Source organism: Terribacillus jepli (assembly GCF_047228925.1).
GTDB lineage: Bacteria > Bacillota > Bacilli > Bacillales > Amphibacillaceae > Terribacillus.
On the sequence record NZ_JBFEGH010000001.1, the window covers coordinates 436,760 to 451,123 of the forward strand.

The 14,364-nt window shown below is 44.8% G+C and carries 12 protein-coding genes; 7 read left to right on the top strand and 5 right to left on the bottom strand.

Annotated features, from left to right (window positions below):
* Positions 1–39 precede the first annotated feature (39 nt).
* From lacD to pfkB, 3 genes are read right to left on the bottom strand one after another with little or no spacing between them, the layout of a single operon-like run.
* Positions 40–1,032, bottom strand: coding sequence for a tagatose-bisphosphate aldolase (lacD, locus tag AB1K91_RS02180; protein WP_413087720.1), 993 nt, complete (start codon positions 1,030–1,032; stop codon positions 40–42).
* A gap of 13 nt (positions 1,033–1,045) precedes the next feature.
* Entirely contained in the window at positions 1,046–2,959 is a 1,914-nt protein-coding gene (locus tag AB1K91_RS02185; RefSeq protein WP_413087722.1) for a fructose-specific PTS transporter subunit EIIC, read from the bottom strand.
* Complete coding sequence (pfkB, locus tag AB1K91_RS02190) at positions 2,949–3,887, bottom strand: 1-phosphofructokinase (protein WP_413087724.1); 939 nt, start codon at positions 3,885–3,887, stop codon at positions 2,949–2,951. The genes AB1K91_RS02185 and pfkB overlap by 11 nt, the downstream gene beginning before the upstream one ends.
* 122 nt (positions 3,888–4,009) lie before the next feature.
* Between pfkB and AB1K91_RS02195 the strand changes: the two genes are divergently transcribed.
* Together AB1K91_RS02195 and AB1K91_RS02200 are read left to right on the top strand one after the other, a co-directional pair.
* Positions 4,010–4,792, top strand: coding sequence for a MurR/RpiR family transcriptional regulator (locus AB1K91_RS02195; protein WP_413087726.1), 783 nt, complete (start codon positions 4,010–4,012; stop codon positions 4,790–4,792).
* 21 nt (positions 4,793–4,813) lie between these two features.
* Complete coding sequence (locus tag AB1K91_RS02200; RefSeq protein WP_413087727.1) at positions 4,814–5,137, top strand: pyrophosphohydrolase domain-containing protein; 324 nt, start codon at positions 4,814–4,816, stop codon at positions 5,135–5,137.
* A gap of 39 nt (positions 5,138–5,176) precedes the next feature.
* Here AB1K91_RS02200 and AB1K91_RS02205 read toward each other — a convergent pair whose 3' ends face one another.
* Complete coding sequence (locus AB1K91_RS02205; RefSeq protein WP_413087728.1) at positions 5,177–5,986, bottom strand: hypothetical protein; 810 nt, start codon at positions 5,984–5,986, stop codon at positions 5,177–5,179.
* A gap of 267 nt (positions 5,987–6,253) precedes the next feature.
* Between AB1K91_RS02205 and AB1K91_RS02210 the strand changes: the two genes are divergently transcribed.
* A complete protein-coding gene (locus tag AB1K91_RS02210) occupies positions 6,254–7,045 on the top strand; it encodes an SDR family NAD(P)-dependent oxidoreductase (protein ID WP_413087730.1) in 792 nt (263 codons plus the stop codon).
* A 478-nt stretch (positions 7,046–7,523) separates the two neighbouring features.
* Here the strand turns inward: AB1K91_RS02210 and AB1K91_RS02215 are convergent, their stop codons facing one another.
* Positions 7,524–8,447: a LysR substrate-binding domain-containing protein gene (locus tag AB1K91_RS02215; protein ID WP_413087732.1), complete on the bottom strand. Its 924-nt coding sequence runs from the start codon at positions 8,445–8,447 to the stop codon at positions 7,524–7,526.
* A 126-nt stretch (positions 8,448–8,573) separates the two neighbouring features.
* Between AB1K91_RS02215 and AB1K91_RS02220 the strand changes: the two genes are divergently transcribed.
* The 4 genes from AB1K91_RS02220 to AB1K91_RS02235 all read left to right on the top strand — a co-directional run bounded on the left by AB1K91_RS02220 (position 8,574) and on the right by AB1K91_RS02235 (position 14,363).
* The gene (locus AB1K91_RS02220) at positions 8,574–10,580 is read left to right on the top strand and encodes a YhgE/Pip family protein (RefSeq protein WP_413087734.1); all 2,007 of its coding nucleotides are present in this window, start codon (positions 8,574–8,576) and stop codon (positions 10,578–10,580) included.
* Positions 10,581–10,810: 230 nt separating this feature from the next.
* A complete protein-coding gene (gene licT / locus AB1K91_RS02225; RefSeq protein ID WP_413087736.1) occupies positions 10,811–11,653 on the top strand; it encodes a BglG family transcription antiterminator LicT in 843 nt (280 codons plus the stop codon).
* A gap of 103 nt (positions 11,654–11,756) precedes the next feature.
* Complete coding sequence (locus AB1K91_RS02230) at positions 11,757–13,637, top strand: beta-glucoside-specific PTS transporter subunit IIABC (RefSeq protein ID WP_413087738.1); 1,881 nt, start codon at positions 11,757–11,759, stop codon at positions 13,635–13,637.
* A 93-nt stretch (positions 13,638–13,730) separates the two neighbouring features.
* A complete protein-coding gene (locus AB1K91_RS02235) occupies positions 13,731–14,363 on the top strand; it encodes a pentapeptide repeat-containing protein (RefSeq protein WP_413087740.1) in 633 nt (210 codons plus the stop codon).
* The last annotated feature ends 1 nt before the right edge of the window (position 14,364 follow it).

A 14,364-nucleotide genomic window follows, 5' to 3' on the forward strand; every position in this document is an offset into this window, starting at 1 on the left:
GAAAAGGAGCATGTGGGACAGGCCATATGCTCCTCTTTTTTATGCAAGTATTTCTGCTTGTTTCCAGGATGTTGCCGTTTCTTTTAACACTGCATTCAGGTCTTCCACATTTTTTCTGCCTTGCTGCTGCAGCCATTGTTTACCGGCAGCTTCTCCATCACGGCCGAAAATGGTTACACTATCTTTCCAAGTTGCACGGCCGCATAACACACCATTAAAATTGGAACCTGCATCTTTTGCAAAGCGAAGGGTGTCTTGGAACAGGGCTGCACTGACGCCGGCACTCAAGAAGATGAATGGCAAATCAGAGGCCTCGCTTTGTTCTTTGAAATATTGCTTTGCTTCTTCCTGCGAGTAAACAGGTGTTTCTTCAGAAAATCCTTCTACATAGGTCATGTTTACTGGTACTTCCACTTTCAGCACATCAACTTTGTATTGGGCTTTGGAGAATTCCTTCATCATCTCGTTCACTTTATGCGGTTTGACTTTAGCGTAATCCCGCCCCTTAACGTCATCATTGTCAGCGTCATAGGATACCAGCTCCAAGAAGAAGAGAATGTCTTCTGCCTGGCATTCAGATCCAAGCCGTTCTACGAAAATATGTTTCTTCTCGTTGATGATTGGATCCTCATCCACATCGTAGTACAGAAGGAATTTCACTGCGTCGGCGCCTTGTGCCTTGATTCGCTGAACAGACCAATCGTCCAGGATATCCGGCATGCGGCCGGGTTGTGTCGCATCGTAGCCAGTTTTCTCATAGGCAAGAAGCAGTCCGGCATTCTTATCCCTTTTCTTTGCTGCAGGCAGACCATATTCCGGATCCAGCAGAATGGAAGTGGCATATGGTGTGAGCTCTTCGGAGACAAGTTCTTTGAATGCTACGATGGTATCGTCTCCTTGATTTGTTGTACTTTCCTGCTGCAGCATTTTTTTCAAGGAGCCTCGCTGGTCGATGGCGAGTGCTCCGATAATTCCGTCTTCGTCTGATAGTCTATCCAGTGCTTCTCGTTTAGCAGGTGTTAGGTTAAGCATTGTAGCAGCTCCTTTAAGCAGTTAGTTTGGTAGAAAATAGGGTAAGGATATCTTCTGGCTTCATCGCATGATGCAGCTGGTCAATCGTTTCTTGATGCACGAGCATCTTGGATACTTCCGATAAGTAGTACAGATGGTTGGATGCTGTTCCTTTAGGAATAAGCATGGCAATGACGATTTTGATCGGCTGTCCGTCCAATGCTTTCCATTCGACACCGTCAGCCAGTTTGAAGATGATGATCGCTGGTTTCAGTACTTCATTCCGTTCTGTATGAGGAATGGCGATGCCTTGTTCCATTCCGGTTGTACTCTCCTTTTCCCGTTGGATAAAGCCGTCTACAATAGCAGCTGGGTCTGTGATGATCCCATGTTGTTTAGCTGTTGCAGCGATTTGCTGGAATACCTCTGTTTGAGTGGCTGCTTTTACATCTATCTTGATGGTGTCGACAGACATAATCTGACTGACATCCTGTACAGGCGCTAACGCTTTTTCTGCTACAGCTGCCGTCTCTGTCAGCGGTGCTTCTTCCGTTTTGCTTTTAGCAGCAGTACGCTTTTGATCCATACCGATCAAAAATCCGCTTACGACTGCACCAGCCAGGATGGCCAGCACCCAAAGGAATGGATGTGTAACGATTGGCAGGACGATGAATCCACCATGTGGAGCTGGTACTTGCACTTTGAATAGATAAGTAAGGATTGCCGCAATGGATGAACCAATCATGAGGAACGGGATGACCTTTAGCGGCTTTTTCGCTGCGAATGGAATGGCTCCTTCCGTAATATGAGTCGAACCTAGCAGGAAGTTCACCAGACCAGCACTGCGCTCGCTCGTGCTGTAAGCTTTGCCTGCAAACAATGTTGCAAAGCCTGTAGCTATAGGAGGAACGATACAAGCTGCCGATACACCTGCCATAAAGAAGTAGTTACCATCCGACAGCAAAGCTGTTCCTGTTACGTAAGCTGCTTTATTGACTGGACCGCCCATATCGAATGCGCACATGATTCCTACGATAAGGCCTAATACGATTGGGTTTGAATCTTGGAAGCTTGCCAGGAAATCCATCATGGCTTGGTTGACCCATCCCATTGGAGCTGAGATGAACCACATAGCGAAGCCGGCGATGAAAATACCGAAGACAGGGAATAAGAAGATGGATTTCAAGCCGTCAAGCTGTTTTGGCAGTCCCTTGAACAAATAGCCAAGGCCAAGGATGATATAACCGGTCATAAAACCACCGATAATACCGCCGAGGAAACCAGTTCCGTTTGTGAAAGCAATCATACCGACGATAAAGCCGATGATGAGGCCTGGACGTTTGGCTATGGATTCGGCAATGTATGCACAGAGCACCGGAACCATCAAGTTCATCGCAATGCCGCCGATAGTATTCATATAATAAGCGAATTCATTGTATTGCGAGCTTTCTGGATCAGCAGAGTGGATACCGAACATAAGGGAGATGGCAATCATGACACCGCCTGCTACAACGATTGGAAGCATATGGGAAACGCCGTTCATGAGTGATACATAAATACTGCGTAAAATCGAATCCTTCTGCTGCGGTTCGGAACTTCCTGCAGAAGCAGCGCGCTGCTGCCCATCTTTATAGATAGGTGCTGTTTGATTTAATATGGCATCAATAAGTTTATCGGGCTCTTTGATACCTTTGCTGACGGCCACATTGACAACTCGTTTGCCGATGAAGCGATCACGGTTTACATCTTTATCAGCAGCGATGATGACGCCATCGGCTGCATCAATTTCAGCTTGTGTGAGTGCACCTTGGACACCATCTTGTCCGTGTGTTTCCACTTTTATGGATATGCCGCGTTTTCGAGCAGCTTCCTCCAAGGCTTCCTTTGCCATGAAAGTATGGGCAATACCTGTAGGGCAGCCAGTTGCGGCTATGATTCTATACGTCATGTTTCACACCCCAATTTCTTTTTAATTGGATTTGACCTGCCAAGTAAGGAACGTCTTTAAGTTCAGATAATCCTGAAGTAAAAGCTGTCGAAGAGCCAGCAGCGGTCGCAAAAACCAATGCCTCATCCTCTGGAGCTCCGAGCATCAGTTTGCCTGTAAAGGCTGCCAGCATCGTGTCACCAGCACAGGCTGTATTCACAATCTTGCCACTGGGAGCATTTACGGAGAGCTCTTGCTTGGCGTCGCAATACAAGGCACCTTGAGCCCCTCGGGATAATAGGACTCGCTGAGCCCCGCGCTGGAGCAGCTGTTCCGCAGCAGTTTGGAGTTCCGCCAAGTTTGTATGGTCCAATAGACCGAACCATTTGGCCACTTCCTCATCATTTGGCTTGATGAGATAAGGCTTATACGCGAGACAGTCCAGTAACACCGGAGAGCTGATATCAAGTACCAGTTTGACGCCTAGCTGATGAGCAATCCTGGCGATGTCGATATAAATGTGATCATCGACGCCACGTGGCAGACTGCCTGAAACAAATAACCAATCATCTTTTTCCAGATGGCGTAATTGCTTCAGGAGCTGCTCCTGAGCCTGCACTGAAATGACCGGGCCTCTATTTACTGCTTTGTATTCCATTGTTTCCGCACGGATGAAGGAATTGATCCGAGTAATGCCATCCACCTTGATGAATGCGGTTTCAATTCCGGCAGCTTCAAGCTCTTGTTCAATGAAATCACCGGTGAAACCTCCGAGGAATCCGGTCGCCTTATTGGAAATGCCTAGTTTATTCAATATGAAAGAGATATTGATGGCTTTCCCATTCGGCTGATACTCTTCAAATATGCTTCTGTTAACGACGAAAGGATCAAAAGAGTTAAACTCGGAAAAAAGATCGATCGCTGGATTCATCGTGCATGTATAAATCATCCGCATCACTGCCTATCTGTGTTTTTCTTACAACCTCATTATGGCACGGTCCGTGCTGTAAATGTTTTCAACATTCGCTTATTTCGGTACAATATTGGTAAACGTTTACACGGGGGATCACCATGAACGGAACATTTCTGGCTCGGATCAGCCAATATACAGAAAAGATGAGTGAAGCAGAGCTGTATTTGATTCGCTATATACGGGATAATCTCAATACAATCCCTAAACTGTCGATTGTACGGTTAAGTGAAGATGCGAATGTTTCCACTGCTACCATTGTTCGTACAATGAAGAAGCTTGGTTATAATGGGTTCACTGATTTTAAAATTCGGCTTAAGGATGAGAATGATCAGAATCCAAACTTTACAATCATCGAGCAAGTGGATGAAGAAATAAAAGATGCAATTTTGAAAAATGAGCAAGAAGTGATGAGAACAATCGAAATGCTCAATAGTGGATTGATTGAAGATACTGTACAAAAAATATTGCATAGCAAGCGCGTGATTTTATTTGCAAGGGGATTCTCTGAATTGATAGCAAAGGAGATGCAAGTGAAGCTGCAGCTGCTGAACAAGTATGCAGAGCTGCACGATGATCCAAACATCATCCGTACGAAAAGCAAGAGACTTGTAGAAGGGGATTTGGTCATTTTTGTTTCGCTGAATGGGTATACAGAAGAATTGGTAGATGCGGCACGGAGCTGTCAGCAAAATGAGACAGGCACAATTGCCCTGACGTGTAACAAAAACAGTCCTCTTGCCTCGCTGGCTGAGTTGACGTTGACCGGCTATAAATCCGAGACGTCTTATTTTCCTGATTACGAGGTGAGATCAAGACTTCCGCTTCAGGTGATATCGAGAATACTGCTGGATGCTTACGCCATCCGGGCAGGAAAGTCCTAATCTTTAGGAAAGGAAGAGAATATGCCGACATACAACAAGCTTGTGCGAGATCATATTCCTACCATCATTCAGCAAGCAGGAAAAGTACCTAAAACAACAGTCCTTGATCAAATACGCTATGTAGAAGCATTGAAGGTCAAGCTATTGGAGGAAGCAGACGAAATCCACAAAGCTGAAGAACAGAATGAAATAGTAGAAGAAGCAGCTGATATGTTGGAGGTGCTATATGCACTGCTTGATGCAAAAGGTATATCTTTAGAGGATATAGAGCGTGTGCGCGAGCAAAAGCGGGAAGAACGGGGAGGATTTGAAGAGAAAGTTTTTCTGATAGAAGTGAATGACTAGGACTGGATGAACTATACTCCAGCTAGAACACCAGATTCCTTAAATGGAATCTGGTGTTGTTTCTTGTTCTTTCATCGCTTCATCCAATTCCTCCAGCTTCCGTTCTGCTTGGTTGAAATCCTCTACGAAACTGCTTATCTTTTCATCCATACTTTCGGGGGTGTTGGTTGTTGCATAGTTGATTAGCGTGCTTACTTGCATATCGAGGGATGTGCGCAGCTTCTTTGTAATATACAGGACACTGTTTGTATCGGATTTTGTCAAGTGATCGGGATACTTATCGAGCAGCTTTTCGACTTGGTGAAGCTGCGCATATTCATCCTCTTTGATGGAGCGGATTGTAACATCGGATTGAGTGAGGATTTGCTTGCTGGATTGGTCTTCATTTGCTGACATGAAATCCCGAAGTTTATTCTCTTCACCGGGAAAGCGAATCTTTTCCACAAGTTCATGGAGATTACGACTGATGGCAGCCTGATATAAGGGCTGCGCTGTGTCCAACAGTTTAGATGCTTCATTCGTTTCTGCTTCAGTCATCGCTTCCAAGTCTTGCTGCAGTGTTTCTGTCATTGAGCGGATTTCATTAGGTGATTGTATAGAAGCATCACTGCCGGCAGCATAAGCTACGATGTTGAAGCTATCTCGGATATTGTAATAATCAGCATAGCTGAACGAAGCATCTTGTTCTTTCGCAGTCTCGTTATAAGTTTCCTGTGCACTTAAATAAGCGGACATGAGCGAATTTACCGTTTCATTTTCGGGGGCAGTGACAGGAGCGTGTTCTTGCTTATGGCTGCATCCGACGAGGAGGAAGAATATAAGGATGATGATAGCAGTATGTCTAAACATTAGTTGGCCTCCAAATTCCTTAGTAAGTAATATTGCCTATCATTATGACAAAATAACCTATCTTTTGACATGGTTTTCTTACAACTTTTACATATTATTTAGTTATGTGATGACTGTGATGAGTCGATTAGATACAAAGAAATGATATTTAACAGAAACTGACCGGTAAAAATAGGCTAGCTTCTTTTATTTCAAGCATATCTGCACTACTCCTTGGAGATAACTTGTATAATATGCAAAAGACAATCGTAAGAAGGGAAGTTACATATGGATTTACAACTTCAGGATAAATTGGTCGTGGTCACAGGGTCGACTGGTGGCATCGGGAAGGGAATTGCAACGTCTTTCTTAAGAGAAGGTGCGACAGTAATCATCAACGGGCGTAGTGAAGAACGCGTCCAATCCGTAATGGAAGAGCTGTCTGCATATGGGAAGGTACATGGTATTGCAGCGGATCTCTCAAATGGGGAGCAAGCAGATATCTTTATCGGTAAAGTGAAGGAATACGGCGCTGTGGATGTCTTGGTGAATAACATGGGTATCTTTGAGGTGATGGATTTTACCAAGGTAACAGATGAAGAATGGATGCATTATTTCAACATGAATGTACTGAGTGTCATTCGCCTGTCTCGTGCGTTTCTGCCAGTCATGCTGGAACAAAACAGCGGCCGTATCCTTACGGTTTCCAGTGAAGCGGGTGTGAAGCCGCTGCCGCATATGATTCCGTATTCTGTTACCAAATCAGCGCTTATCAGCCTTTCACGCGGGATGGCAGAGCTGACGAAGGGGACAAATGTGACGGTGAATAGTGTACTGCCTGGTCCGACGTGGACAGAAGGGGTGGAGAGCTATATGAAAGGAGCGGCAGAAGCTGCGAATCAAGAGCTGGATAAGTTCACTGCTGATTATTTCAAGGATAGCGAACCGACTTCGTTGATTCAGCGCTATGCGACTGTGGAGGAAGTTGCTGATACTATCGTATTCCTAGCTTCTAAACAGGCATCTGCGATTAATGGTACCGCTCAGCGTGTAGAGGGCGGCATTATCCGGGCACTTTAAAAATAGAAGGACTCAGCTCATCTAAAGAGCTGGGTCCTTTTTATGGATATTGGGCCATCCATGTCCTGACATGCCTGAGCAAATCGACTCGATAGGAAGGCTTGCCATTCTTCGGTGGGCCGTGATTGGATTCTGGGTATCTGATCAGTTGAATTCAGGGGTTTTGTTTATGAAATCTGCAGGAGTGGTGCCATAACTAAACCAATTCTTAAAACCATCGTGGATGGGGGCTTCTTCTTTGGTTAATGCTTGAATCCTGGAATATTGATCCAGAAAAACATGTCCCAGATTCCACCTGACATTATTACGGAAGCCTGGCGGAATAATATCAGCCTCTTCTTTGGTGAAACCCTTCGCTTACTGTAGCAGTTCCTTGCGATACGTTCTCATTTGTCCGAGCAGTATTTCCTGGCGTTTTTCCATTGTCTTCACTCCCTTTATTCCATAGTTCTGCGTTGATCTCCCAAAAACCTCGAAATTATGTTTCGCTGCTTCGAAGAGCGACAGTTTTTCGCAATTTTTCTTCTAGAACCTTAAAGTAATCAGACAAGAAACCCTGGAACTTTTCAGCTATTGGACTAAGGTACCTTCTGGTGGACCAAGCCAAGCCGATTGTACGTTCACAGATGGGATCCTGCAGGCGAATGACCGGTAAGTGGGCAGTTTTATTGCCGATTAATGATACAGAGGGTATGAAGGCAATTCCGAGCCCCTTGTCAACCAATTCCCCGATGACACCAGGCTCATCCCCTTCAAATGCGATATGAGGGGTAAAACCTGCTAGCTGACAATATTTATCGGTTAAATTGCGTATGCCATAGCCCTCATTCATGCTGACAAAAGCTTCATCACGGAGCTCGTGAAGGGAGATGTGACTTTTTGTCCCAAGCCAATGACCAGGGGGGGCTATCAGCAGGATCTCTTCGGTCATGAGCGGCTGCCATTTGATATCCTCAGCCTGAATCGGGACAGAAGAGATACAGAAATCGAGCTCACCACTGCGCAGTTTTTCTGTCATTGTCGGTACGGACTGTACATATTGCTTGAAGTGAACCTGAGGCTGTTCCTTCAGGAATCCGCTGATCAGATCCGGTAATACACGGGGAATCGTGACAGAAAGCCGAATCGTGAAGTCTGTTTTTTGATTCGATTCGTTCAGTTCACGCCGTGCTTCCTGCAGTTCATGAAGGGCAGCATTGACGCGTCCGAGAAATATCCTGCCATTATCATTCAATTTGATTTGCCGATTGTATCGTTCAAAGAGCTTTACACCTAAATCCTCCTCCAAACGGCTGATTGCTTTACTGAGCGAAGGCTGGGCGATGTTTAGGGCATCGGCAGCATGTGTCATGTGCTCAAGTTCAGCAACTTTTTTAAAATATTGCAGCTGTAATAATTCCACGTTCATCCTTCTTTCGGATAGTTTAAAGGCTATTATTTATAATGATATATATATTATACATTATCCGCCGAAGCCGTTATGCTATTTAGATGTTCAATATTTCACAAAGGTAAAGGTGAGGAAATTATGAAAGGATTAAAATTAGGCTTTTTTGACATAAAGCGGATGTGGCAGCATAAACACGGACGAATTGCACTTATTTTCTTGCTGATCATTCCAGTTGTGTATGCTGCATTATTCCTTGGCGGCTACTGGGATCCATACGGTCATATCGAAGACTTGCCGGTGGCAGTCGTCAACCAGGATGATGGTGCCAGCATGGATGGAGAGGAAATGCATGCCGGGGATGATTTCATCAAGGAATTGAAGAAGAGCAAGGCGCTGGACTTCGATTTTGTATCAGACGAGAAGGCAGAAGCTGGACTGGATGATGGGAAGTATTATATGAAAGTGACCATACCAAAGGACTTCTCTGAGAAAGTAACGACGCTGATGGACGACAAACCAAAACAAGCGGAACTTACGTATGAAGTCAATCCGGGTAAAAACTTCGTAGCAGCTCAAATCAGTTCATCAGCGATGGAGGAAATGAAATCCAAGCTCGCTAGCAGTATTACGAAATCATATGCAGACAGTGTGTTCACCAGCTTCCATGAAGTAGCTGCAGGGTTGCAGGATGCCGGTGATGGTGCAGGCGATCTGCATAAAGGTATCACGGATGAACAGAGCGGGTTGAAGGATCTGCAAACTGGAATTGGTGATGTGAATAGTGGAGCCTCCGATTTGGCAGATGGCACAGAGCAGCTAGCTGCAGCTCAAGGCAAACTAGCTGATGGCATCGGCAGTCTGAACACTGGTGCCTCTGATTTGGCTAGCGGATTGGGTCAGTTGGATGATGGTGCAGCGACACTGAAATCCAATACGGATAAAATAGCGGATGGTTTGTCGGATTGGAATAAGCAAAGTGAGAAACTATCTGAAAGCCAGGATAGCTTCACATCTGGATCTGAGGATCTGAGCAATCTGATTGCCTCCTATATGAAAGAGCATCCGGAACTCAAGGATGATAAGACATTCCAGCAAATCGCAGCAGCCTCCGAACAGCTGGCGGACTCATCGGCTAAATTGGCTGATGGTCAGCAGCAGCTTGGAAAAGGTGCCGATAAGTTGGCATCAAGTGAAGAAAAAATAGCGGATGGAATGGATAACTTCAGCGAAAAATTCGGCTCAGCTGTTAGTGGGGCAAATAAACTGGCTAGCGGCGCATCCGATTTGGACAGCGGTTTTGCTGACTACACCGAAGGCTTTGGATCCGTGCAAAGTGGTGCGGCCCAACTTGCTGATGGAACCGGTAAGCTCTCAGATGGAGCGACTCAGCTAGATGATGGTATGACCAAGCTTTCCGATGGTTCGGATGAGCTTGCAACTAGCTTGCAGGATGCAGCTGACAAAACAGCCGACATCCAGTCCAGTGATGCTTTGACAACGATGTTCGCTGATCCGGTCAAGCTGACAGAGAAACAGTTGTCGGATGTGCCGAATTATGGTGTTGGTATTGCGCCGTACTTCTTGTCACTTGCCTTGTTCGTTGGGGGCTTGATGGCAGCCAACATCCTGCCGCTTGGCAGAAGACAGGATATGCAAGTATCCGGTACGGTGCAATTCTTCAGTAAATTGACATTGGTTTATGTCGTGGCCATTGTTCAAGCAGTGATACTCGATTTGATCTTCTTATTTGGATTCCAAGTCGATGTGAAGAGTATACCGTTATTCTTCTTATCCAGTATCATCGTGTCCATGACCGTCATGACGATCATTCTTACGCTCGTGACGCTATTCGGAAACCTAGGGAAACTGCTGGCAATTGTATTGCTGGTTCTGCAGCTTGCAACATGCGGCGGGACATTCCCGAGCGAACTGACTGTTTCCGCATTGGCATCTGTCGGCAAATACTTGCCGATGGCGCATTCTTTGCATAGCTTGCAGGAAGCAATCACGCTAGGTGACTGGTCGGTACTGGGTAATCAGCTTGTTGATCTGTTGATTTATCTAGTTGTCGTCGGTGTCATTGGATGGATTGTATCTCATTTGCAGCATAGACCGAAAAAAGAGAATGAGCTGGAAGCAGCATGAAATAAAGACCTGTTCTAAGGAGCAGGTCTTTATTTTAAGAACAATATTGAAAGCGGTTGCATTAAGGCGGGGAACATCATATAATGTATGGAGAGAATACAACTGCATATTCCTAATTGAGGGTTGTTACTGATTAGATCAGGCAAGACTTCAACATCCGATGAGAGGGCTATCCTTAGCTCTTGATTCGTTTGTTGGAGTTTTTCTTTTTTCGCGAAAAGGAGGCAGATATGGAGATACATCGCGTGATCAATAACAATATTGTCGTAAGTGAAGATCCCCAAGGAGATGAAGTCATCCTGATTGGAAAGGGGCTTGCATTCGGACTAAAGCGAGGCGACTCAATTCAAGATAAGCAAGTCGAAAAAAGATTCTATCTCGAGGATAAAGGGCTTTATGCGAAATTCAAGAAAATGCTGCAGGAAGTATCGTTGGAGGAAATCCACATAGCGGACGATATTATCAGCATGGCACGAAGGGAACTGAAACGGGATTTCAATGAAAGTATTTATATATCCTTGCCGGATCACATCCATGCGGCTATCAAGCGTTACAATGATGGAATACAACTGCAAAATGGTCTCCTATGGGAAATCAAGCGAATGTATAAAGAAGAATTCAAAATAGCAGAAAAAGCTGTGGCTTATATTAACGATCGATTCGGAGTTGATTTAGGAGAAGATGAAATGGGGTTCATCGCCTTTCATTTTGTCAGTGCCGAGCTGAATAGTGAAATGAATGCAATCACGAAGATAACCAGATTCATGAAGGAGATCATGAACTTAGTCACCTACCATCTTCAAGTTTGTATTGATGAGCATTCCATGAATGGGTTCCGGTTTATGACGCATCTCAAATTCTTTGCCCATCGTGTCGTGAATAAAGAACCTCCCGAGATGCGGGAAGATACGGTCCTGTATGACATCATCCGGGAGAAATATCAAAAAGCATTCGAGGTGGCGCTAAAGGTAAAGGATTATATCAGTAATCAGTACAACTATGAAATCAGTGATATTGAAGTCACCTATTTGACGGTGCATCTGCAAAGGTTTTTGGAAAGGAAAACTGAATGATGATTTCTAAGCTCGTTACTCTTTTAGGAGGCCAGACTTAGATTGTAGCAATGCTTTATTCTGCTATGATCTGAGTCTTTTTTATTTCAATGGAGGTGTAAAAATGGATAAGAAGAAATTGGCCGCCAGCATATTGGAGCAAGTAGGCGGCGAGAAAAATATAAAAGACGTGTACCATTGTGCAACAAGACTGCGTTTTACACTGCTGGATCGTTCTGCAGCTGACAAGTCGGCGATAGAATCCTTGTCAGGTGTTGTAACTGTTGTAGAAAGCGGAGGGATGTTTCAGGTCGTCATAGGAAATGACGTCAGTGATGTCTACGATGAACTGCTCCAAATCACATCTCTGTCCACTTCTTCAACGGAGAGTGCAGCCGAAAGACAGAAAGAGAATCTATTCAATCGTTTTGTCGATCTTATTTCGGGGATTTTCAGCCCGCTGTTAGGTGTACTGGCAGCTTCAGGTTTACTTAAAGGTTTGAATGCTGTACTCGTCAGTTTCGGCTGGATTGACCAAACCAGCGGAACGTATAAAGTGCTGAATGCAGCCGGAGACAGTTTCTTCTATTTCCTGCCGATTTTTCTGGCCTTCACGGCAGCTAGAAAGTTCAAGGTGAATCAATTCCTGGCTGTTGCTTTAGCAGGAGCATTGATATATCCCGATCTTGCCACAGCATTCAAGGAAGGAATCTCCGTCGATTTCATGTCCATTCCGGTTGTCCTTGCCCAATATAGCAGTACGGTCATCCCGATCATCTTAGCTGTGTGGGTATTATCCTATGTAGAGGGCTTTTTCAAAAAACTATTCCACGAGAGTGTCAGGAATTTACTAGCGCCTTTCTTCTGTTTGGTCATCATGGTTCCCCTGACACTGCTTGTTGTAGGTCCGATTGCAACATTTGCAAGCAGTTCCATAGCAGCAGGATATCTGGCTATTTATACGATCAGCCCTATTGTATCCGGATTGATCATGGGTGCGATGTGGCAAGTATTGGTCATCTTTGGACTGCACTGGGGGTTGGTGCCGGTCATGCTGAATAATATCTCTGTATACGGAAGGGATACATTAAGCGCCATGACAGGCCCTGCTGTGGCTGCACAAGCCGGAGCAGCGCTGGGAGTTTTCCTGAAAACACGAAACAAAGGTATGAAGGCATTGTCTTTACCAGCATTCGTTACAGGTCTATTCGGTATAACGGAGCCAGCCGTTTACGGGGTTACTTTAAAATTGAAGCGTCCATTCCTTTTGGCTTGTATTGCCGGAGCAATTGGCGGCGGTATCTCAAGTGCATTCGGAGCAAGCGCAATCGCAACTGCAACGAAAAGTATCCTGACATTTCCTATCTTTGTCGGCCCAGGTTTTATCGGATATGTACTTGGTTACTTTGTTGCGCTGGTTCTGGCATGTGTCCTTACTTACCTATTCGGATTCAAGGAAGAGGCAGACCCTGCTCGGGAGAAGCAAAGAAATGAAGAAACTTCCTACAACAAAAACAAGGGAGAGGTTGTTGTAAGCCCGATGACTGGAGAAGTATTGAGACTGGCTGAGGTGGATGATCCTGCGTTCGCATCAGGAGGGATGGGACAAGGGATTGCGTTAATTCCATCAGAAGGAAAACTATATGCACCGATCGACGGAAAGGTGGAAATGGCCTTTCCGACAAAGCATGCCTATGGCTTTAGGACAGTTGACGGCGGAGAAGTGCTGATACACATTGGGCTGGATACGGTGAAGCTGGGAGGAGAAGGATTTACCTCTTACGTCAAAACAGGTGACAGCGTGACAAAAGGAGACTTGATTGCGGAATTTGATCTGGATTCCCTTCGAAAAAAAGGCTTTGACTGCACGACACCGATTGTTATAACGAACGCATTAAACTACCAAGAAGTCATACCTGAATCCAAAAAGTTTATAAAATGTGGTGAAACAGCAATAACTTTGGTTGGAAATAGAGATACAGATGAAAAGAAGGAGATTTCGTGATTTTACCTTAAAAACATTCTCACAGGCTTGCTTTTTCTATTGACACCGTATGATAGACTGTAAGCAGCAAATTGAAAATAAAGGATAGAGATCATGCAGATTGATAAACCAAAATTAGCGATGGAATTGCCTGAAAAGAGAATGCACGACATCTTCTTTGAAGAAGAACCGGAATTGGAAGGATGTCAGGTGCAGCAAGCTGATTTCGCCAATGAATCAGTTTACCGGCTGCGCTTATCGAAGTTAGTGATTCGCAATAGCCGTTTCAACAATACAGACTTTACCGGAATGGATCTGCTGGATGTTCGATTCGAGAATTGTGATTTTTCGAATGTGAAAATGAGCAAGTCGTCGATTCATCGAGTAGAATTCCAAGGCTGTAAAATGCTTGGAGCCGATATGACCGAGTCTAGCTTTGGCAATGTCCATTTCCATGATTCATTAGTGAATCTAGTATCTTTCGGCAGGTCCAAGATGGAGAAAGTGATTTTTTCCTCCTGCGGACTGCAAGGAGCGGACTTTTATGCGAACCGTATGAAGAAAGCAGAGTTTATGGATTGTGATCTGAATGAAGCAAATTTTGAGCAGACATCTCTCAAAGGAATCGATCTGAGTACAAGTAGTTTCCAGCAGTTGACCGTATCTATTGAAAATCTGAAAGGCTGTATCGTTTCTCCTCATCAAGCAATCCAATTAGCATCATTGATCGGACTTGTGATTAAGTAAA